This is a genomic window from Streptomyces sp. STR69 (genome assembly GCF_024519455.1).
GTDB lineage: Bacteria > Actinomycetota > Actinomycetes > Streptomycetales > Streptomycetaceae > Streptomyces.
Genome location: NZ_JALJRY010000001.1, coordinates 522983 through 543231, shown reverse-complemented (window position 1 = coordinate 543231; position 20249 = coordinate 522983). Strand labels below are relative to the sequence as shown.

General features: G+C 70.2%; 18 protein-coding genes. 5 read left to right on the top strand and 13 right to left on the bottom strand.

The genetic code is table 11. The features are described 5' to 3' along the window. Positions 1 to 8: 8 nt before the first annotated feature. The 7 genes from OC490_RS02545 to OC490_RS02515 all read right to left on the bottom strand — a co-directional run bounded on the left by OC490_RS02545 (position 9) and on the right by OC490_RS02515 (position 7440). A complete protein-coding gene (locus OC490_RS02545) occupies positions 9 to 569 on the bottom strand; it encodes a GTP-binding protein (RefSeq protein ID WP_262056071.1) in 561 nt (186 codons plus the stop codon). A 4-nt stretch (positions 570 to 573) separates the two neighbouring features. After that, complete coding sequence (locus OC490_RS02540) at positions 574 to 960, bottom strand: DUF742 domain-containing protein (protein WP_262056070.1); 387 nt, start codon at positions 958 to 960, stop codon at positions 574 to 576. After that, positions 953 to 1780 (bottom strand): roadblock/LC7 domain-containing protein, encoded by an 828-nt coding sequence (locus OC490_RS02535; RefSeq protein WP_262056310.1) that lies wholly within the window; start codon positions 1778 to 1780, stop codon positions 953 to 955. The genes OC490_RS02540 and OC490_RS02535 overlap by 8 nt, the downstream gene beginning before the upstream one ends. A gap of 20 nt (positions 1781 to 1800) precedes the next feature. Then, positions 1801 to 2898, bottom strand: coding sequence for an ATP-binding protein (locus tag OC490_RS02530; RefSeq protein WP_262056069.1), 1098 nt, complete (start codon positions 2896 to 2898; stop codon positions 1801 to 1803). 317 nt (positions 2899 to 3215) lie between these two features. After that, a complete protein-coding gene (locus tag OC490_RS02525) occupies positions 3216 to 4952 on the bottom strand; it encodes a helix-turn-helix domain-containing protein (protein ID WP_262056068.1) in 1737 nt (578 codons plus the stop codon). 775 nt (positions 4953 to 5727) lie between these two features. Next, on the bottom strand, positions 5728 to 7251 hold the full coding sequence (locus OC490_RS02520) for a hypothetical protein (protein WP_262056067.1): 1524 nt from the start codon (positions 7249 to 7251) through the stop codon (positions 5728 to 5730). A gap of 36 nt (positions 7252 to 7287) precedes the next feature. Further along, the gene (locus tag OC490_RS02515) at positions 7288 to 7440 is read right to left on the bottom strand and encodes a hypothetical protein (protein WP_262056066.1); all 153 of its coding nucleotides are present in this window, start codon (positions 7438 to 7440) and stop codon (positions 7288 to 7290) included. Between the two features lie 915 nt (positions 7441 to 8355). On the opposite strand from OC490_RS02515, the gene OC490_RS02510 reads away from it, so the two are divergent. Together OC490_RS02510 and OC490_RS02505 are read left to right on the top strand one after the other, a co-directional pair. Next, entirely contained in the window at positions 8356 to 9018 is a 663-nt protein-coding gene (locus tag OC490_RS02510) for an RNA polymerase sigma factor (RefSeq protein ID WP_262056065.1), read from the top strand. After that, complete coding sequence (locus OC490_RS02505) at positions 9018 to 10160, top strand: hypothetical protein (RefSeq protein ID WP_262056064.1); 1143 nt, start codon at positions 9018 to 9020, stop codon at positions 10158 to 10160. The genes OC490_RS02510 and OC490_RS02505 overlap by 1 nt, the downstream gene beginning before the upstream one ends. A gap of 203 nt (positions 10161 to 10363) precedes the next feature. Here the strand turns inward: OC490_RS02505 and OC490_RS02500 are convergent, their stop codons facing one another. Then, on the bottom strand, positions 10364 to 11179 hold the full coding sequence (locus OC490_RS02500) for a L,D-transpeptidase family protein (RefSeq protein ID WP_262056063.1): 816 nt from the start codon (positions 11177 to 11179) through the stop codon (positions 10364 to 10366). A gap of 112 nt (positions 11180 to 11291) precedes the next feature. On the opposite strand from OC490_RS02500, the gene OC490_RS02495 reads away from it, so the two are divergent. Both OC490_RS02495 and leuE read left to right on the top strand, forming a co-directional pair. Continuing rightward, positions 11292 to 12872 carry a methylmalonyl-CoA mutase gene (locus OC490_RS02495; protein WP_262056062.1) on the top strand — a complete coding sequence of 527 codons (1581 nt, stop codon included), beginning with the start codon at positions 11292 to 11294 and terminating at the stop codon, positions 12870 to 12872. Between the two features lie 117 nt (positions 12873 to 12989). Next, positions 12990 to 13646 carry a leucine efflux protein LeuE gene (leuE, locus tag OC490_RS02490; RefSeq protein ID WP_262056061.1) on the top strand — a complete coding sequence of 219 codons (657 nt, stop codon included), beginning with the start codon at positions 12990 to 12992 and terminating at the stop codon, positions 13644 to 13646. Here leuE and OC490_RS02485 read toward each other — a convergent pair. Then, positions 13643 to 15067, bottom strand: coding sequence for an FAD-dependent oxidoreductase (locus tag OC490_RS02485; RefSeq protein WP_262056060.1), 1425 nt, complete (start codon positions 15065 to 15067; stop codon positions 13643 to 13645). The two genes, leuE and OC490_RS02485, sit on opposite strands and share 4 nt — an antisense overlap. Before the next feature lie 81 nt (positions 15068 to 15148). On the opposite strand from OC490_RS02485, the gene OC490_RS02480 reads away from it, so the two are divergent. Beyond that, positions 15149 to 15826, top strand: coding sequence for a TetR/AcrR family transcriptional regulator C-terminal domain-containing protein (locus OC490_RS02480; RefSeq protein WP_262056059.1), 678 nt, complete (start codon positions 15149 to 15151; stop codon positions 15824 to 15826). A gap of 59 nt (positions 15827 to 15885) precedes the next feature. Here OC490_RS02480 and OC490_RS02475 read toward each other — a convergent pair whose 3' ends face one another. The 4 genes from OC490_RS02475 to OC490_RS02460 form a co-directional block, all read right to left on the bottom strand. After that, positions 15886 to 16275 (bottom strand): hypothetical protein, encoded by a 390-nt coding sequence (locus OC490_RS02475; protein ID WP_262056058.1) that lies wholly within the window; start codon positions 16273 to 16275, stop codon positions 15886 to 15888. 202 nt (positions 16276 to 16477) lie between these two features. Beyond that, positions 16478 to 17653: an acyltransferase family protein gene (locus OC490_RS02470; RefSeq protein ID WP_262056057.1), complete on the bottom strand. Its 1176-nt coding sequence runs from the start codon at positions 17651 to 17653 to the stop codon at positions 16478 to 16480. 232 nt (positions 17654 to 17885) lie between these two features. Further along, complete coding sequence (locus OC490_RS02465) at positions 17886 to 19223, bottom strand: alpha-2,8-polysialyltransferase family protein (RefSeq protein ID WP_262056056.1); 1338 nt, start codon at positions 19221 to 19223, stop codon at positions 17886 to 17888. Further along, positions 19220 to 20197 carry a glycosyltransferase family 2 protein gene (locus tag OC490_RS02460; RefSeq protein WP_262056309.1) on the bottom strand — a complete coding sequence of 326 codons (978 nt, stop codon included), beginning with the start codon at positions 20195 to 20197 and terminating at the stop codon, positions 19220 to 19222. Before OC490_RS02460 ends, OC490_RS02465 begins: the two co-directional genes overlap by 4 nt. Between the last annotated feature and the right edge of the window lie 52 nt (positions 20198 to 20249).

Genomic DNA, 20249 nt, shown 5'->3' with positions numbered 1-20249 from the left:
GCTGGCTCCTAGCCGAGTGAGGACAAGAGGTGCTTCACGAGCGTGATGAGTGCCTGCATCGAGGAGTCCTGGTCCCGGACGTCGCAGTGGATGACCGGGGTGTTCTCGGAGATGTTGAGTGCCTCGCACACTTCGTCGAGCGGGAACTGGTGCTTCCCCTCGAACGTGTTGACGCCGATGACATAGGGCAGACCGAACGCCTCGACCAGGTCGAGGACGGGGAACGTCTCCTCCAGCCGCTCGGGGTCCGCCAGGACCAGCGCCCCCAGCGCTCCCCGGGACAGCCCCTCCCACATCTGCTTGAACCGCTCCTGCCCGGGGGTTCCGAAGATGTAGAGGACCAGGTCCTCGCCGAGGGTCAGCCGCCCGAAGTCCATCGCCACGGTCGTGGTCGTCTTGTCCGGGGTGTCGGAGAGGTCGTCGAGCCCCTCGCTGGCTTCGGTGATCTCCTCCTCGGTCTGGAGCGGTTCTATCTCGGAGACACTTCCGATGTACGTGGTCTTCCCGACCGCGAAGTGGCCCACGACCAGGATCTTCACGGAGCGGGAGACGTCGGGATCCAGATACACGGGACTACGCTCCGGTTCGAATTCGCATCAGGCCGTCGAGCACGGCGGTCAGCAGGACGGGATCATGGCGTTCGGCATGGGGCACCGGATTGCGCACATGGATCAGGCCGTCCTCGGCCATCTGCGCCAACAGGATGCGGACGATGCCCAGGGGCAGCCGGGTGTGGGCGGCGACCTCGGCGACCGAGAGGAACCCGTCCGCGATCAGATCCAGGACCGTACGGGCTTCCGGGGCGAGCGTCCGGGCCGCCGTCACCGCACCGTCCTGGGCCGTGATGATCGTGGTGTGCTCGTACTCGCTCTCCCGCGGCAGCGCGCGACCCTGCGCGATGACGAAGAGTGGGACTAATGGAGCCGTCAGCTCCAGCTCGCTGTCCAGTTCGTCACTCATCGCCCGTCCTTCCTTCCCGGGCGGCCGACCCGGCGGTGAGCGCCGGCATCGTGTCGCCCAGCCGTACGGTGAACTCCTCGATGTCACAGCCGTGTTCGGCGGCTGCCGCGAGGAAGGCGCCCTCGCCGGCCGCGATCAGGAACACCCAGCCGTGCTCGAACTCGATGACCGTCTGTATCCATTCGTCGTCCTGCTGACCGCCCGCGAACGGCGCGGTCGCCCGGCTGTAGGCGTGGATGCCCGTCATGGCCGCCGAGATCGTGTCCGCGAGGTTCCTGCCGATCCCCGAACTCGCCCCGCGCGGCAGACCGTCCGCGCCCAGCAGCAGCGCGTGCAGGGCGCCCGGCACCGACGCCACCGCCTTGTCCAGCTCCGCGAGCAGGAAGACCCCGCCGCCCCCGCCGTCCAGCGGTGCCCCGGCGCCGTCCCCGGGGTGGGCCGGCTCACTTCCGGTCACCCGCGCCGGAACCGTGAGGTTGTTGCCCAGCCGGGAGACCAGCCGGTTCATCCGGAACGAGAGCTGCTCCATGTCGACGTCGGGCTCCGCGGCGGCGGCCAGATAGGCACCCTGCCCGGCCCCGATCAGGAACACCCAGCCGTGCTGGAACTCGATGACCGTCTGGATCCAGTTCCGGTTCTGGGCCAGTCCGGCGAAGTGGGCGGTGGCCCGGCTGAGCGACTGCATCCCCGCCATGGCCGCGGAGATGGTCCGCACGTCCTGGCCGGTCAGATCGTCCGTGGACCCGCGCGGTACACCGTCCGCGGACAGCACCACGGCGTGCCGTGCTCTCGGCACGTTGTCCACGATGTCCTGGACCATCCAGGACAGGTCTGCTGTACTCATGCGTTTTCGGACCCTCCGGGCGTCGGAATGTCGAAGGAGGCCGTGTCGCGCGCGGACTGCGTACCGCGCTGCAGGGCCGCCAGGCTGCCGGTGCCGCGCCGGGCACTGCGCCGGGGCGCCTGCTCCGCACCCGTGCCGACACCAGTGGGCGACATCCGGGAGCCACGCTTCGGCAGGCCGCCCGCCGTACGCGCGGACCGTCCCGTCTCCATCGGCCGGATGCTGCTCACGGGCGCCTCGGTGGCCGGCGGCAGGGCCTCCTCCATGGTCCACAGCTCCTCGGGCAGGAGTACGACGGCCCGCACGCCGCCGTACCGGGAGACACCGGTGACATCCACCGTGAAGCCGTGCTGACGGGCGATCAGGCCGATGACGGGGAAGCCGAACTTCGGCTGGGTGCCCAGCTGGGACAGCCGGGGCAGGCCCTCTCCGGACAGCAGCGCGCTCGCCCGCTGCCGGTCCTCGTCGCCCATGCCGACGCCGGCGTCGTCGATGACGATGCACAGGTTCTTCTGGGCCTGCCGGAAGGTGACCTCGATCGGGGCGTCCGCCTGCGAGAAACTGGCCGCGTTGTCGAGGAGTTCGGCCACCGCCAGGGCGACCGGCGCGACGGCGGAGGCCTTCAGCGCGATGCCGCTGGGCTGCATGATCTCGACCCGCTGGAAGTTACGGATCTGGCTCTGGGCGCTGCGGACGACGTCGTAGACGCTGGCGGGCTGGTTGCGGCGGCCCAGCGGTGCGCCGCACATGACGGCGATGCCCTGCGCCTTGCGGGCCATCTGGGCGTTGGCGTGGGTGATGTCCATCAGGTCGGAGAGGACCGCGTGGCCGCCGTACTCGCGCTGGACCCCGTCCAGCAGTGTGGTCTGCTCGGCCGCGAGGCTCTGCAGGAAGCGGGCGGCGCCCTTGAGGACCGACTTGGTGTTCTCCTCGGCGGCCTGCTCGGCCTCGCGGATGACACCGTCCTGTTCGTCCCGCAGTGCGGTCAAGGTGGCCTGGGCGCGGTCGAGTTCACCCTGTGCGTAGCGCAGCCGCGCCTCCAGCGCGGCCTCGGATTCCCTCTTCCTCCGCCCCAGGGCTCTGCTGCGGAGCATGAGCGCCACGACTGCGGCTACGGCTGTCACCGCTATCGCAACCAGGCACCAAAGAAGCACGTCTTGAGTCATGGAAACCTTTCCCGGCGCGTGGCACGCAGGCGTCATCGGGTACGCCTTGCAAGGATCCGCAACCCGTCCAGGGGACTGCATGACTGATCGACGCGGAGGGATGACCGCGTTCAGACTCTAGGCCTGACCAAATGTGGATCAAGGTCGCAGACGGCGGAATGCTATCACCGTCAACCGTGGGTATCGGAGGCCACTCCATCGGGTTTTACGGAGTTAACACGCCTGCTGCGTAAGGGGTGTTGGCCCTACCGAGACACCGGGCTCCCCGCCGCCGCCGGATCGGTCAGCGACGGACGGGCTCCGCCGGGTGGCGTGGTCACGTAGAGGGCCACCGTAAGGGGCCGGATGCCGCCGAGGCGCTGCTCTCCCGGGTCCTCGTCGGTCGGCGGCCAGATCGTTATCAGGTCCCGCTCCAAGAGCGCCTCCGCCGCCTGGACGCGCCAGCGGATCGTGCGGTCGCTGAGCCGGAGTCGATCTCCGGCCGCCGCGGAATCGAACTCGGCGAGCACCCAGGTGTGTACGGTCCGCAGAAGGTCGCGGCTGTCCGTCGCCAGCGGGCGCAGCAGCTTCTCCGCCCAGGCCCGGACGGGGGCCACGCCGAGGACGTCGTCGAGCGATGTCTCGCGGTACGGCGACGGGTCGGCGCCGTGGGTGGCGACGATCTGGATCGCCAGCGAGACCACGACGCGATCCAGGGTGCGGTCGGGAACGAAGCCGAGCGCGGCGAAGACCTTCGCGACGCGACGCTGGAGCGTGTTGCGGTGGATGTGGATGATGCGCGACGCCTCGGTGGTCTTGAACTCCAGCGCCATGGCCACGGAGCTGAGGATCTGCATACCGCCGTTCGCCGTCAGGACGGGGTGCAGCACCCTGCTCGCCCAGGCCCGGGCGAGATCGGCGGGGAGGATGTCGGCGAGACCGAGGGCCTTCGCCTTGTTCACGATCATCTTCTCGGTCCGGTACTCGGTGCGGCCGAGCGCTTCGAGAGCCTCCGTGTAGGCGGCTCCCACGTTCGCCATCGGGTAGGGGCTGCTGCCGCCGACGCTGACCCGGGCCCCGTCGAAGGTGGTGAGAAGCCGGCCGATCTCCTGCTCGGGGTCGTGCTCGGTGTGCACGGGAACGACGTTGATGATGTGCTCGGGGTAGGCGGGACAGCGGACCGGGAGCGTGGAGTCGCCCAACTCCTTCTCCATCTCCGCGAGGACCAGATCGCGGTGGGCGGAGCCGCAGTTGATGATGAAGATCCGCGCCTCCTCGCTGTCGAGCAGACCGGGCGACACCGCGGCCATGACCCGCTGGGCGTCGGTGACATGACCGGTCATCAGCAACTGGAACACCGACAGGCGGATTTCACCGAGCGCCTGCCGGAAGTCCGGCTCGTCCAGCCGCCCCGACGGCGACAACGCCAGGGTGAGCGCGTCCGCCGCATGCGCGACGAGCGCTCGTTCGCCGCTCCCGAAAGGGTCCTTGAGGGCGACCGCGAGGAACTGGTGCCTGTTGCCGAGGAGTTCGACCCGGGCGAACAGGCCCGCGGGAGTGGTGAGTTGGCGGCGGTCCGGGCTCGTCAGCACCGAGGCCAGGGCGATGGGCGCCGTGGCCGGGACCGCCGCGAGTATTTCCCCGCGTGAACTGACGACGACCTCCGCCGTGAGTTCCCGCGACAGCAGACCGGCGATGCCCTGGACCATGTCGGCGGTGGGCGCCCGGAGTTGGTCGAACAGTGAGCCGAGCCGGGCGGCGTGCTGCTGCAGGGCGACGACGCTCATCTCGGTGACCCGGCCGGCCAGGTCGGTCTTCCACTGGTGCAGCGTCCGGTTGGAGGCCAGCAGCGGCACCCCGTAGTGCGAGGCGCCGGCCCGCACGGTGCTCAGGGCGTCGTCGGAGTGCGCGCCGGTGACGACCACACCTGCCGCGCGACCGCCCGCGAGAGTGGAGAACAGGCGGTCACTGTCTCTCAGAAAGCTGATGTCGGAGACTATCAATACCCTCTCGATATTCTCCCCTATCCAGTCCGTATCGGATAAAAGGCGTACGGACCGGACCTCTCGGTCGGCGATGCCGCCGGAACTCGCACTGAGCCCCAGCTCCGGTATGTTCACAAGCTGCCGAAGGCCGATCATGCGGTAGACACCATCCTTCATCTATACCAGCCTGCCGGACGTATTCCGCTCGCGGTCCTGCCGCGGTGAGAAGAGCACGCCGACATGGGCGGGACAATGCAGGAATGGACCTGACTTGGCGGCGACGGTGGAAATCGGTGCGCTGAGGTCCCACAGGGCGTCGACCGCGTTCTCGATCGCGGCCTCCGCGATCGACCGAAATCGCGCCGGTACAGCTGGTTTTCCCGACTCCGAATGCCCCGAGAACGACGATCTTCACGGACCGCGTTCCGGGCGGAAGACAGGGATGGCCATAGGTGTGACCAGAGGCGTTCGAGACCATGCAGCACTCTTTCGAGGAATTGGGCCTCGTGACGACCCGGCGCGCAACCCGCGGCACGTCACCAGGGGTTCGACCGACAGAAGGGTGACCGGATCAAGGTGCACGGTGCGATCCCTGGACGCCAGGAACGGCTCCAGCGCCTTCGTCGGCTTCCATGCCTTCGACAGCGCGAGCTGGATGTTCGGGTGGATCACACCGCCCTCGACCGCGAGAAGAGCACCGCGGTGACCACGTCTTCCCCCAGCAGGGCGTTGAGTTGGGGGCTCAGGTCGGCCGTGCCGGCCGTCGCGTGCTCGTACCCAGTCATTCCGGGAGTCACCCTTCCACGGTGTTCTCAGTGCCGAATCCCTGGCTGAGTGCCGCCGCCTCGGGGTCGCTGAGCGCGTGCTGTCGAGGCGTCGTGTCGCGGGGCCGGGCACGACGCGGCTGCCGCTTGGGCAGCGAATGGGCGTGCGCGGGACCCGGGCCGGCCGTGTCCTGCGAGGGCGGCCCGGCCGGAGCGCTGTGCGAGGGCGGCTCGGCCGGAGCGGTGAACGCCGACACCGGAATCGGCTGCTCGTGCCAGCCGAACCACGGCGGAACCGGGATCGTCTCCGTGTCCGCCGCCGAAGCCACCGGACGGGGTGCGGGCCGCAACCGGGCAGCCGGCGGCGCCGACCCGACGCGGAGGGCGGGACGGTCCGCGTCCGCCTCGGTGGCCAGGCGTTCCGCCGGGATCAGCAGATCCGCGCGGACGCCGCCCGCGGCGGACGGCGACAACGACACGCGCAGGTCGTAGCGGTGCATCAGCCGGCCGACGATCAGGAACCCGAGCGAGAACGGCTCGGCGAGCGCGGTCACATCCGCACCGCCCGAGGCCAGGGCCCGCTCCGCCCGCTCCAGTTGCAGCGGACTCATGCCCAGGCCGCTGTCCTCCACGGTGATACGGATACCGGCCCGCACCCGCTGCGCATAGGTGGAGGCCTTCTCCCCCGAGTAGGCGGTGGCGTTGTCGAGCAGCTCTGTCAGCGCCATGATCACCGGCTCGACGATCGGGCCTTCGACCAGTACGTCGGCGGTCTCGGCCTGGAAGGCGTACTCGACCGCGTCGAAGTGGTGGATATGCCCGCGGGCGCTCTCGATGATCTCCAGGACCGAGTAGTTCGCACGCTGCACGTCGGGCCAGGAATCGGCGAGGATCCTCAGACGCTGCACGGTGTGGCCGGCCAGCGTGACCGCGTGGTCGATCTTCGCCAGCGCCAGGGAGGCGGGACCGCCCGCGCTCGCGCCCTGGTCCTCGGCGGCGTCGAGGGCCGCGTCGATGTCCCGCTGCGCCCGCGTCAGGCCGGCCTGGATCTCCTCCGCGGCCACCCGCACACCGGCGCCGGCCGACTCCGCGGCCTGCCGCCGCACGTCCGCCGCGGTCTTCCGCAGCAGTGTGTCGAGTGCGGTGAGATGTCCGGCGATCTCCGAGCCCTCAAGGGAGTCGTGACGCAGCCCCGGCAGGTGCAACACCGGGACCCCGCGGATCTCCTGGACCACGGCGGGCAGCCGCCGCTCCACGAAGTGCTCGACTTCCCCGATCACCAGCTGCGCGTACTGCCGGCTGCCGAAGGCCTCGTCACGGGCCTGTCCGAGCTGCCGCTCCCACTGGGCGCAGATCTCGTCCAGCTCCGCCGTCTCGGCGCTGTGGCGCGACTCCGCGTCCCGCCGCGCGGCTTCCGCCTCCCGCAGCTTGGCCCGGGCGGCCGTCAGACGCCGCGCATTTCGCCTCCGGCTCGGCAGCAGCGCCGCCCATGTCGTCACCGCCGCCACCGTCGCACTGGACGCACCCGCCGCCGCTTCGATCAAACCGGTCACAGGAATTGGCCATCCTCAGGTGCTGTGGTGTGCGGGTCAGGCGGCCACTCCCAAGCCGTGCCCGTCGTGGAACTCGCCGTCCAGGACGACCGGATGCTCCCAGCGGTGATGCAGATCCATACCGGCGTTGGCGCCCGGGGCCATGACGTACTCCTCGTGCGCCGAGGTGACGCTGAAACCGGGAAGCATGCTGTTCCTTCACGCTGGTGTGCGGCCGGGGTGGGATCCCACCGACGGGCGGCCAACCCCTGTATGGCCGCCCGGCCTTGGGAACATATGAGCCGTCCCCCGGGCCCCGCCAGCCCACGAGTGCACCATTTCGACGGCTCCTCGTTGCCGTGGTGCACCAGGCCGACCCCTTCGTTGCCACCGTGCACCATTGGGCCCCTCGACATTGCCGCGGTGCACCGCGGAAGGCACCGTTCGATCCAGGAACAGGGGGAAACGTGGGACTGAGCTACGGCTACGACGTCCATGTGAGTGCTCGGAACGCGGCCAGGGTGCTGGCCGAACTGGCCGAGCGAGCGCCAACGGACCGTGCCGTACCGCCACTTGAGACAACTCGACACGTCCCTCCCGCTCGCCGCCGATGACGCGCTGCGTGAGTACGCGCGGACGAACGGCCCCGGACCCGAGTCGGACGGGCGCGTCAGGGTCGGGTACGTCTACGCGACGATCCGGTTCGAGTCTCTGCTGCATCCCGGCTATATGCCGGTGGAGTGCTGGGCGGCGACGTCGGGGATGAGCCGCTTGTTCGCGCGGTCGGCCAACGTCAGAAAGGGCGTTCACCGACCTGACCGCCGACAGCGGCGGAGTCTGCTGCCTGTTCGACACCGGCGACGGCGACCCGAGAAGTGAGCACGGCCGACCGTCGCGGCAACGGCCGGGGCCGCCACCCCCCACAGGAGAGGCCCCGGCCGTCGCGCGGCACGGGCCGCGCGGCGGCCCGTACTCTCTACAGCGTCAGGAGTGCGTTTTCTGTCACACCGCACGCCCGAAGCAAGTAGTTGCGCGTTGTACGGACATGGACGAGGAGCAGTTTCAGGTCGTAACGTGCCTTTCGCGCCGGAGGGCGGCCGCGACCAACAAAATTCGAGGGACCACGTGCTGGGGGACGACGCGGAGCTGACCGCCGCGGTGCTTGCGGCACAGGACGGGGACGAGACCGCGTTCCGGACTGTGTACCGCACGGTGCACCCACGGTTGCTCGGATACGTACGGACGCTGGTCGGCGAACCGGACGCCGAGGACGTCGCGTCCGAGGCCTGGCTGCAGATCGCCCGTGACCTGGCCCGCTTCAGCGGCGACGCGGACCGGTTCCGCGGGTGGGCGGCCCGGATCGCCCGCAACCGCGCCCTGGACCACATACGGATGCGTGGCCGCCGCCCCGCGACAGGCGGCGACGAGACCGAGCTGACCGACCGTGCCGCCGAGTCCGACACGGCCGTGGAGGCCATCGAGGCGCTGGCCACCGGCCGCACCCTCTCCCTCATCGCCCAGCTGCCGCAGGACCAGGCCGAGGCCGTCGTCCTGCGGGTGGTGATGGGCCTCGACGCCAAGACCGCCGCGGAGACCCTCGGCAAGCGGCCCGGCGCCGTCCGCACGGCCGCGCACCGCGGTCTGAAACGGCTCGCGGAGCTGCTCGGCGGCGACCCGGAATCGGCCGCGGCCCTCGACGCCCTGCCACCCCAGCGAGAGCCGCGCGACCACGCGGTGACGTCCGCCACTGTGACGCATACGCGTGCGCGGACGCAGAAGGACATGTGATGGCCGACGAGCGCTCTGCTTTGCCGGGGGACGCCCCCCGGCCCCCCGGCCGATGGCTGGACCGCGAAACCGCTGAGCTCCTGCTGCGCGGCGAGTCCCTCGAAGCCGTCGACCCGGCCGCCCGCGACCAGGCCGAACGGCTCGCCAGGACCCTGGGCGCGCTGTCCGTGGAACCCACCTCGGGCAAGACCGAACTCCCGGGCGAGGAAGCCGCGTTGGCCGCTTTCCGGGCCGCGCGCACCAGCAACGGTGTCGAACGGTCCGCCCTCGGCAGGACCGGCCGCGCGCACTCCTCCGACGCCGGGCTCGTCCGGCTCGGGCGGCCCGTGGAGACCGTACGGGGACCGCGTCTGGGCAGACCCGCGCAGTTCGCGCTGACCGCCGCGCTCGCCGTCGGGCTGATCGGCGGGGTCGCGGTCGCGGCCGGTACGGGAGTCCTGCCGTCGCCGTTCGACGATCCGGCGCCCGCCGCCTCGATCTCCGCCGCCGCGACCCCGGACCGCCCGCTGATCTCGCCCTCGCCCAGCGGCACCTTCGGCTCGGGCACCCCCTCGGCGGGCGACGGTACGGCCGGCTCCGACGACTCCTCCGGCACGGCGGTCGGCGGCAGCACGGACCGCACCCCCGCCGCCGGCTCCGGAGACGACGAGGCCGCCCACTCGCGCGGCTGGTGGAGCGCCGTCGCCTCGTCCTGCCGTGCCGTGCGCGACGGCAAGTCCCTGGAACCCGGCCGCAAGCACACCCTGGAGGGCGCGGCGGGCGGTACCTCCCACGTGTGGACGTACTGCAAGGGCCTGCTCAAGAGGACCGGCGACGGCACGGACGGCCAGGGCGACGACGGCAAGACCGGTGGCTCCCAGGGCGGCGACCAGAGCGGTCCGGGCGGCAGCCAGGGTGACCAGAGCGGTCCGGGCGGTGCCGACGAGGGCAACGGGAACTTGGCCCCGCTCGCCCCGGGCGGCGGAAGCGGAAGCGGCAGCGGCGGGAGTGCCGGCGGGCACAAGGGCAACGGCGTGGTCGCCACCCCGCTCCCCTCCGCCTTCACCCCGCTCGCCCGGCGGACACCGTCCGCTCCGGCCCCGGCGCACACCACCGACGCCACACGGGCACCGGCGCCGGGCCCGACGTACAGCACCCTCTGACCTGCGGCTTTGTGAGGCGCGGAATTTTTTTCGCGCGGGGTGTGACGTTTTCAGGCCCCGTGGCGCAGTACTGAGTGAGCCGACTGGTCATCGGCCGTCGCACAGAGCCGGGGGTTCCCCCCGTACCTACGGCTCGTGCACTCGGCGCGGGCGGGACACGTTCCCCCGGTCCCGCCCGCGCCCCGCACGACTTCCCTCGCGTCTCACCGGTGGACGACGACCTTGTCACCGGTCCGCACCTGCGCGAACAGACTCGCGATCGCCGCCTCGTCCCGTACGTTGACGCAGCCGTGCGAGCCGCCCGCGTAACCCCGGGCCGAGAAGTCGTAGGAGTAGTGCACCGCCTGGCCGCCGCTGAAGAACATCGCGTACGGCATGGGGGAGTGGTACAGCGTGGACACCCAGTCCCTGGCCTTCCAGTAGACGTGGAACACACCGTCCCGGGTCGGGGTGTACTGCGCGCCGAACCGGACCGACATCGTCGACACCGTCCGTCCGTCGATCATCCAGCGCAGGGTGCGGGTCGTCTTGTCGATGCACAGCACCCGGCCGGTCAGACAGCGCGGGTCGGGTGCGCCGGCGGGCTGGCCGCCCATCAGATACAGGTCCCACTTCCCCGGCTCGTGCGTCATCTTCACCAGCCGCTGCCAGGTGACCTTGTCGGTCTCGCCGGTCTTCGGCAGCCCGCGCTTGCCCTGGAAACCGGCGACGGCCTGCTCGGTGAGGTCGTCGTAGGTCCCGGTCGGCCCGTCGAAGAGCCAGTCGGCCTGCCGTAGCCGCGCCTGCAGCTCGCGCACTCCGGAGCCGCTGTCGCCGCGCGACCACAGGACGTTCGCGGCGGGCGCGGCGCTGGGCGTGCTCGGGGCGCTCGCCGTGGCCGAGGGGCCGGTCCTGGCTCCCGGCAGTTCGATGCGCACCGGCAGGTGGTGCTTGCCGTCCGCGTCCGTGCCCTGGACCGTGCAGCCGCACACCGCCAGCAGCGCCGACAACGCCGCCGTGGCGACGATCGCTCTCCCCATACCCGTAGTACGCATCGCGGACCCCCGCCGTCTCACCGGTGTCACCCGGACACGTACCCCCGGATGACGGGCCGCGAACGGCGCGGCATCGTGGTGTCCGGAGGTGCACACCATGGTGCGCGAGTCGGAGTCAGGACTGCCCGTCGAACCCGTCTACGGCCCCGGGGCACTCGCCGGCTGGGACCCGGCCGAGCGGCTGGGCGAGCCGGGGGAGTACCCCTTCACACGGGGCGTGTACCCGTCCATGTACACCGGCCGGCCGTGGACGATGCGGCAGTACGCCGGTTTCGGTACGGCGGCGGAGTCCAACGCCCGTTACCGGCAACTGATCGCCCACGGCACCACGGGCCTGTCCGTCGCCTTCGACCTGCCCACCCAGATGGGCCACGACTCCGACGCCCCGCTCGCACACGGCGAGGTCGGCAAGGTCGGCGTCGCGATCGACTCGGTGGACGACATGCGGGTGCTGTTCGACGGCATCCCGCTGGACAAGGTGTCGACGTCGATGACGATCAACGCCCCCGCGGCCCTCCTGCTGCTGATGTACCAGCTGGTCGGCGAGGAACAGGGCGTGGCAGCAGGGCAGTTGACGGGCACGATCCAGAACGACGTACTGAAGGAGTACATCGCGAGGGGGACGTACATCTTCCCGCCGAAGCCGTCCCTCCGCCTGACCGCGGACATCTTCCGGTACTGCGGCGCCGAGATCCCGAAGTGGAACACGATCTCGATCTCCGGCTACCACATGGCCGAGGCGGGTGCCTCGCCCGCGCAGGAGATCGCCTTCACGCTCGCCGACGGCATCGCGTACGTGCGTACCGCGCTCGCCGCCGGCATGGACGTCGACGACTTCGCACCCCGGCTGTCGTTCTTCTTCGTGGCCCGTACGACGATCCTTGAGGAAGTCGCCAAGTTCCGCGCGGCCAGGCGTATTTGGGCCCGGGTGATGCGGGAGGAGTTCGGCGCGCGGAACCCCAAGTCGCTCATGCTGCGCTTCCACACCCAGACCGCCGGTGTCCAACTCACCGCCCAGCAGCCGGAGGTGAACCTCGTGCGGGTCGCAGTCCAAGGACTGGCCGCTGTGCTCGGCGGCACCCAGTCCCTGCACACCAACTCCTTCGACGAGGCGATCGCGCTCCCGACGGACAAGAGCGCCCGCCTCGCCCTGCGCACCCAACAGGTACTGGCGTACGAGACGGACGTGACCGCGACCGTGGACCCCTTCGCGGGCTCGTACGCCGTCGAGTCGATGACGGACGACGTGGAAGGGGCCGCCGTCGAACTGATGCGGCGGGTCGAGGAGTTGGGCGGCGCGGTCGGCGCCATCGAACTCGGCTTCCAGAAGGGCGAGATCGAGCGCAGCGCCTACCGCATCGCCCAGGAGACCGACTCCGGCGAACGGGTCGTCGTCGGCGTCAACCGCTTCTCCCTGGACACCGAGGAGCCGTACGAACCCCTCCGCGTCGACCCGGCCATCGAGGCGCAGCAGGCGGAGCGGCTCGCGAGGCTCCGCGCCGACCGGGACCAGAAGGCCGTGGACTCGGCGCTGGGCGCGCTGCGGGAGGCGGCGGGGGGTGCGGACAACGTGCTGTATCCGATGAAGGAGGCGCTGCGGGCGCGGGGGACGGTGGGGGAGGTGTGCGGGATCCTTCGGGAGGTGTGGGGGGTGTACGTGCCGGTGGATGCGTTCTGAGCTGGGTGATTACTCGTCCCGGTCCCGGAGTCCGTCGGTGTCGCCCTCGACCTCTCCGTGGACGTCCTCCTCGACGGCGACGGCTGACTGTCATACCCCCGTGCGACACTCGGTTCCATGCTCGGTGTCATAGACCTCCCCACCTACCTCGCCGGCCTGGTCCTGATCGTCCTGCTGCCCGGCCCCAACTCGCTGTACGTCCTCTCGGTCGCCGCCCGGCGCGGTACCCGGGCCGGGTACACGGCCGCCGCCGGTGTCTGGTGCGGGGACACCGTGCTGATGACGCTCTCCGCGGCCGGGGTCGCCTCGCTGCTGCAGGCCAACGCCGTGCTGTTCGGGATCGTGAAGTACGCGGGGGCCGGGTATCTGACCTGGCTCGCGTTCGGGATGCTGCGGACCGCGTGGGCGATGTGGCGGACCCGGAAGGAGCGGGCGGCCATGGAGTCGGCTCCCGCCGCGGAGGCCGCCGACGAGCGGCCGTACCGGCGTGCCTTCGTCGTCAGTCTCTTCAACCCGAAGGCGATCCTGTTCTTCGTCGCCTTCTTCGTGCAGTTCGTCGACCCGGGGTACGCCTATCCCGCCCTGTCGTTCGTCGTGCTCGGTGCCTTCGCGCAGCTGGCGAGCTTCCTCTACCTCAGTGCGCTGATCTTCGGCGGGACCCGGTTGGCGACGGCCTTCCGCCGGCGCAGGCGGCTCGCGGCGGGGGCGACCTCGGCGGCGGGCGCGCTGTTCCTGGGCTTCGCGGTCAAGCTGTCGCTGGCGAGTTCCGTCTAACCGACGCGGAGGCCGAGACGGTCCGCGTATTCCGCGAGGCCGTCCTCCGTGGCGCCCGCCCAGCCGACGTAGCCGTCGGGGCGGACCAGGAACAGACCGGTGCCGTACGTCTCGACGGCGGGGCCCTCCATGACGCGCACCGCATCACCGACGGCCGCCGGGGGCTTGGTGTCCAGGGCCAGCAGGGTCCAGTGCGGGCCGCGGAACGCGTCGAAGAGGCGGACGCCGTCGAGTGTGCGGTCCGGGGCGCGGTCGCCCGCCCGCAGCGCGTCCTCGTCCTCGGGCAGGTCCGTGCGGGTGTCCACCGCGAGTGAGCGGTTCCGGTAGCCCAGGCCGAGCTGCTGGGTGGCCCTGCCGCGTTGCACCTCGCCGCGGTGGACCCGGGTGGAGATGCCGAGCATGTCGGCGGCGTTGGGCAGCCGTTCCTCCTCGTAGGTGTCGAGCAGGGACTCGGGGGCGCCGTCGCGCAGCACCGCGCCGAGCTTCCAGCCGAGGTTGTAGGCGTCCTGGACGCTGGTGTTGAGGCCCTGTCCGCCGGCCGGCGAGTGGATGTGCGCCGCGTCCCCGGCGAGGAAGACCCGCCCGGCGCGGAAGCGGTCGGCGAGTGCGGCGCGCGGCCGGAAGTCGGAGGCCCAGCGCAGTTCCGTCACGTCCTCGGGGGCGAGGTGGGTGCGGGCGGCCACGGTCGCGCGGATGCCGTCGAGCGAGAGGTCGATGCCGGTGCCCTCCGGGAACTGGGCGACGACCTGGAAGTCCTCGGTGCCGGCCAGCGGGAAGACCGCGAGGAAGCCGACGTCGCCGTGCGGCGGGAAGACGTGCACGTTGTCGCGGTCCAGGCCGGTGATCCTGACGTCCGCGACCAGCATCGGGTTCGGGTCGACCGTCTCGCCGGTCATGCCGATCCCCAGGGTCCGGCGGACGACCGAGCGACCGCCGTCGGCGGCCACGACGTACCCGGCGCGGACCGCCGTACCGGAGGCGAACTCGACGGTCGCACCGTCCTGGTCCTGGGTGAAGCCGGTGACCTCCCGTCCGAAGGCCACCGTCCCGCCCAGCTCGGTCAGCCGCGCGGACAGGATCTCCTGGGTGCGCCACTGCGGCACCATCCACGGGGTGTCGTACGGGCTGTCGGGGTCCGACTCCGACGGCTCGAACATCTGGTGCTCGCCGACCTTCAGGCCGTCCTTCCAGACCGCGCCGACCGGGTAGGCACCGCCCTTCGCGAGGATCGTGTCGATCACGCCGAGGTCGTCGAAGACCTCCATCGTGCGCGGCTGGATCCCCTTGCCGCGCGAGCCGGGGAACAGTGCGTCCGCCTTCTCCACGACCAGTGCGGCCACCCCGCGCCGGGCCAGGTCGATGCCGAGGGCGAGGCCGGTCGGGCCGGCGCCGACGATCAGTACATCCACGTGTTCCGTCATGATCCCCATCTCCTTAACGCTGTTAAGTGACTGTGGACATCAGGGTGCCCTTAACGCCGTTAAGCTGTCAAGCTGTCGAGCGTGAGTACGGAACGACGCATCCCCCTCGACCGCAAACGGGTCGCCGACACCGCCCTGAAGGTGCTGAACGAGGTCGGCCTCGACGGACTGTCCCTGCGCGCCATCGCCAAGGAACTGGACGTCAAGGCGCCCGCCCTGTACTGGCACTTCAAGGACAAACAGGCGCTGCTCGACGAGATGGCGACCGAGATGTACCGGCGGATGGTCGCCGATGTCGTCCTCGCGCGCGAGGACACCTGGCAGGAGCGGCTGCTGAAATCCAACCGGGGCCTGCGTTCCGCACTGCTCGGCTACCGCGACGGCGCCAAGGTCTTCAGCGGTTCACGCTTCACCGGCACCCTGCACGCGGTGCAGATGGAAGACACCCTGCGCGTGTTCACGGAGGCCGGCTTCACCCTCGCCCGGGCGGTCCGCGCGACCTCGACGTCGTACCTCTACACGATCGGTTTCGTCAGCGAGGAACAGGGCGTCCAGCCACTGCCGGACGAGCGCCGCGAGGGCTACGACATGGACGAACGCGCCCGCCTGATGGCCGACTTCCCCCTGTCGGCCGCGGCGGGCGCGGAGATGTTCCAGGACTACGGCCGGCACTTCGAGGAGGGGCTCGACCTGGTGATCGCGGGAATTGCGGCGCGGTACGGATCGGGTGACGAAGCAGGTTCCCGGACGGTGCGCTGACCGTCCGAGGACCTGTTCAATTCGAGGTCAATTCGACGTGAATTCTCTGTCGGTGCGACTCAGCAGTGGTCGGTGGAGGTCGCGTACCAGCCGCCCCATGTGTTGGTCGCGTAGTCGTCGTAGTTGCAGTAGAAGTTCCCGGACGATGTGATGACCTTGACGGCCTTGCCCGCGGAGTTTTCGAAGAAGGCGGTGAAAGCGAGGGCTCTGCCGTCGCCCGGCATTTCCTTCCAGCTGCCCGCTCCGGCCCAGGTGTGCCAGATGGTCCCCGAGGGGGCGACCCCGAAACACTCGTCCGGCCCGTACGTCCAGTCGACGACGCTCGTACCGTATTGGTTCAGGTCGCCCGTGTAGCCGAAACAGGTGGCGGGGGTTGCCGCTGCGGGGGAGGCGGATATGGCGATCGCGCCGCAGGCTGCCAGGGAAATGGCTGCCGCGGCGGCTGACACGCGCAAGCGGTACTTCACAGGTGCTCTCCAGTCCGGTTCGATTGTGCCGGCCAGTTGCGGATCACATGCTATGAAGTGAAAGGGGAAATATGTAAGCGCGATTTCCGGCCGATGGATGGGAATTGGCCGAACCGGCCCGGCTTTATATTGCCGGGTGAAATTCATCTGCCTGTTGGGTTCCGGTTATTCACCCCGCGGGCCGTCAGCGCCCTGGACGCGACAACGCCGAGCGCAGTAGCGGCGTCAGTCTGTTCTCGACGACACGGTTCAGCACATAGGCCAGCAGCAGCATGGTGAAGACGGTGAGCACGATGGTCGCGTACGACGGAATGCCCAGGTCTCGGTGGTAGGCCTTGATGACGACCCAGCCCAGATGTTCGTGGACGAGGTAGAAGGGGTACGTCAGCGCGCCGGCGACCGTCAGCCAGCGCCAGTTCGCCCAGCGGAGCCAGCCGAGGGCGATCGCGGCGACCGCGACATAGCCGAAGGTGACGACCAGGATGATTCCCCAGGCGGAGCGGTTGGAGAACGCCGTGTCGTTGGGCGCGTGCCACAGCCGGGCCACCGCGTAGTGCTGGCCGATCAGCCAGCTGACGGCGACGATGCCCCAGGCGTAGACGTCCTTGCGGTCGCGGTGCACGAGGTAGAGGCCGACGCCGCCGATGAAGTACGGCGCGTACTCGGGCATCAGGATGATGTCGAGCAGCGGCGACTTCGCGCCCTGGGTGATCGCCGCGGCGAGCGTCCAGCCCGCGCAGAACATGATCACGCGCCGCCGGTTCGCGCCGGGCAGCACGACGCACAGGGCGAACAGGGCGTAGAAGCGGATCTCCGCCCACAGCGTCCAGCACACGCCGAGCACCCGGTCGACGCCCAACGGCATCTGCAGCATGGTCAGGTTGACCAGGACGTCGCTCGGCGCGGCGGCCTTGTACGCCACCATCGGCAACGCGAAGACGCCGGTGATGATGAGGATCGCCGCCCAGTACGCGGGCAGCAGCCGGGAGGCGCGGGAGGCGAAGAAGGAGCGCAGCGGGCGGCCCCAGCCGCTCATGCAGATGACGAAGCCGCTGATCACGAAGAACACCTGCACGCCGAGGCAGCCGTACGAGAACAGCGAGTGCAGGGTGGGGAACTGGTGTCTGGGCGAGGTGCCCCACGCCTGGACGACCTCGCCGTCACGGCCGCCGTAGTGGTAGGCCGCCACCATCAGCGCGGCGACCAGGCGCAGCCCGTCGAGGGCACGGAGGCGGGTCTCCCGGCGCTTGGGCGGCTGCGGCGGCTCGGCCGGCGGCAGCTCCTCGGCGGCCGGCGGCAGTTCGGCGCTGACCATGGTGCCCGTCGGGTTTTCCCGCGTGTCCGCGGGCGTGTCGATCACAAGGTTCCCCTAGGAATGGCTGTGCTGGATCACAGCACACTAGTCCGACATCCGGGCGGGTTTGCGCTCCGGCCGCGACCCTTCGTCACCCCGTCCGCGGCCGTTCACCCAGGCTTCGCCTCCGCGTACCCAACCTTGTCGTGTCACCGCCACGACAGGCATGTAAGGCCCCGGACAACGCGGCGGACCGGCCCCTGGGGAGCCGGCCCGCCGGTGTGTCGTACGCCCCGCGTCAGCGGCTCACGCCCCGCTTCAGCAGCCGGGCCCGCCGGGCGACCCGGCGCACGGTCGCGTTGCGCGGGATGAACGCGAGCTGGGCCGGTACCGCGCCGGGCAGCGCCAGCGAGGTGAGGCGCTTGCGCTTGAAGTAGCGCCAGCTGTGCGCGTTGAGCCGCCGGGTCAGATAGGCCTCGGCGGCCGGGCGCAGGTTCGGGTAGATCTTCGGCTGCATCGCGTAACCGACGGCCCGTACGAGCTCGTTGAGCACCGCCACGGCCATGCCCTCGCGCTGCTCGGTGACCGCCGCCCGGTCGGTCAGCTCGGGCACCAGCGCGTCGACGATCGTCACCGGCACCCGGTTGCTGTTCTCGTACGGCGTCAGCCGGTCCAGCAGCGTCGACGTGCCGATGCGGGCGACCGGCAGGCCGTACAGCGCGCTCGCGGTGAGCAGTGCCGTGGAGAAGCAGCCGACGACCAGAACGGGTCTCAGCCGCTGGTAGAGGACCTCGGCGAGGACCGGGGTGTCGAGGACCGTGAGGTCGGCGCCGAGCTTCTCCGCCTCCTGCTCCAGTGCGCGCGACCAGCGGGCCGGTGCCGAGGGGTGCGGCTTGAACACCACCCGCTGGTGGCCGAGTTGGACCACGCCCTTGAGCATCCGGACGTGCAGGTCCTCTTCCTCCTCGGCGGTGAGGATGTCGAGCGCGGAGAGGTACTGGCCGAGGAGCAGGGCGGGTTCGTCGGGCAGCGGGGGCAACTCGTCGGCGGTGTCGCCGAGTTCGGCCAGCACCTTGACGAAGGCGTCGGTCGGGACGATCTCCGGTTCGACGCCGAACTCGGTGAGCAGCAGCGGGGTGAGGCCCGGGACCAGGTCCAGGTGGAGCAGCCGGTCCACCCGGGTGCCGACCAGCGGGTCGATCTTGTTGCGGGTCGGGCCGTAGCTCATCAGGCCGTCGGCGTAGACGGTGACGGGGGCGCCGGTGAAGATCTGGCAGACGCCGAGCGCCGGGTTGACCTGGATCGACTCGACGACCAGTTCCACCTCGTCGTCACCGAGGTTCCACAGGAGCCGCAGATGCCGCTCCCACAGCGGGACGTCGTCGAGACGGGGGGCCCAACCACCGGGGTGGAAGGGGGAGATGGTCTCGTTCCACGACAGCACGTCGTCGAAGCGCTCCCGCAGCCGCTCGAAACCGGGGGCCTCGTCGAAGCCGGGCGTGGTCTCGGGGGTCGCCGCGTTGTTGCAGACCAGGAGGATGCGCCGGTCGGCGGGGCGGAAGCAGTCGGAGTCGAGGGCGGCGGCCAGCGTGGCGTTGCCGTACAGCGTCGACGCCAGGAAGATCTGGGTCCTCACGCGGCGGCCCCCGCGGCGGCGGGACGGCGGCGCAGTCGGCGCAGCCTCGTCGCGCGCTGGATGTCCATGGAGTCGAGCGCCTCGTCCACCACGTCCTGTGGCATGCGTCGCAGGGCGACGGCGCTCATCGACTTCAGTTTTCTCGCCACCGCCGGCTCGAACCTTTCGATGGATCCCAGATGATGGGAAATGATTGCGCAATATGTACGGACGGCCTTGGGGAGCAGTTTGTCCGCGTCCCGGTCCTGCGCGGTCTCCTCGATGACCTGGTTGAACGCGCGAATGAAATCGAGCTGGCGGACATCCCCGATCTGGGTCAGGGAAGAGGCGACCCCGCGCCGGTAGAAGACACCGAGCAGGCTCACCGCGGCGAACGACTCCGCCTCCCGGTGCAGCTTCCAGATCCACGGCCGGTCCTCGGCCGTACGCAGCCCGTCGGTGAAGTGGAGCAGGCCGCGGTCGACCAGCCGGCGGTGGTAGACCCCTGCCCAGGCGTACGCGTAGTCGACGGAGGTGGACCGGTCGGCGGGCAGGATCGCCTCGCGCGGATTCATCACGACGCCGCGCCTGCCGTGCGGCAGCCGCTGGATGGTGCGGGCCCGCGCGGTGCACTGGACATGGTCCGTGCGCACGAAGTCGCAGCCCAACTCCTCGATGGCGTCCACCAGTTGGGGGTAGTAGCCGGGAGCGAGCCAGTCGTCCCCGTCGAGGAACGTCAGATACTCCCCGCGGGCCTTGTCGATCCCGGTGTTGCGCGCGGTCGCCAGTCCTCCGTTCTTCTCGTGTCTGACATACACCGCGCCTGGCAACTCGCGCTCCGCGCGCGCGAGAATGTCGGGTGTCCCGTCGCGCGAGCAGTCGTCGACGAGAATGAATTCGAAGTCCGAGCGCGCGTTCGCCCGCAGGCTCCTGAGCGTGTCGGGCGCGTATTGCTGCACGTTGTAGAACGGCACGATGACGGAGAGCTTGACCACGCAGATGACGTTAGGCGGCGGCCCGTCATCCGTCTTTACCTTCACCTTGATA

What these genes read in the sequence shown, in the direction of transcription:
- OC490_RS02540 (WP_262056070.1), bottom strand. Translation starts at nt 960, where the DNA reads ATGAGTGACGAACTGGACAGCGAGCTGGAGCTGACGGCTCCATTAGTC.
- OC490_RS02535 (WP_262056310.1), bottom strand. Translation starts at nt 1,780, where the DNA reads ATGGTCCAGGACATCGTGGACAACGTGCCGAGAGCACGGCACGCCGTG.
- OC490_RS02530 (WP_262056069.1), bottom strand. Translation starts at nt 2,898, where the DNA reads ATGCTCCGCAGCAGAGCCCTGGGGCGGAGGAAGAGGGAATCCGAGGCC.
- OC490_RS02515 (WP_262056066.1), bottom strand. Translation starts at nt 7,440, where the DNA reads ATGCTTCCCGGTTTCAGCGTCACCTCGGCGCACGAGGAGTACGTCATG.
- OC490_RS02505 (WP_262056064.1), top strand. Translation starts at nt 9,018, where the DNA reads ATGGCCGACGAGCGCTCTGCTTTGCCGGGGGACGCCCCCCGGCCCCCC.
- OC490_RS02500 (WP_262056063.1), bottom strand. Translation starts at nt 11,179, where the DNA reads ATGGGGAGAGCGATCGTCGCCACGGCGGCGTTGTCGGCGCTGCTGGCG.
- OC490_RS02495 (WP_262056062.1), top strand. Translation starts at nt 11,292, where the DNA reads ATGGTGCGCGAGTCGGAGTCAGGACTGCCCGTCGAACCCGTCTACGGC.
- leuE (WP_262056061.1), top strand. Translation starts at nt 12,990, where the DNA reads ATGCTCGGTGTCATAGACCTCCCCACCTACCTCGCCGGCCTGGTCCTG.
- OC490_RS02485 (WP_262056060.1), bottom strand. Translation starts at nt 15,067, where the DNA reads ATGACGGAACACGTGGATGTACTGATCGTCGGCGCCGGCCCGACCGGC.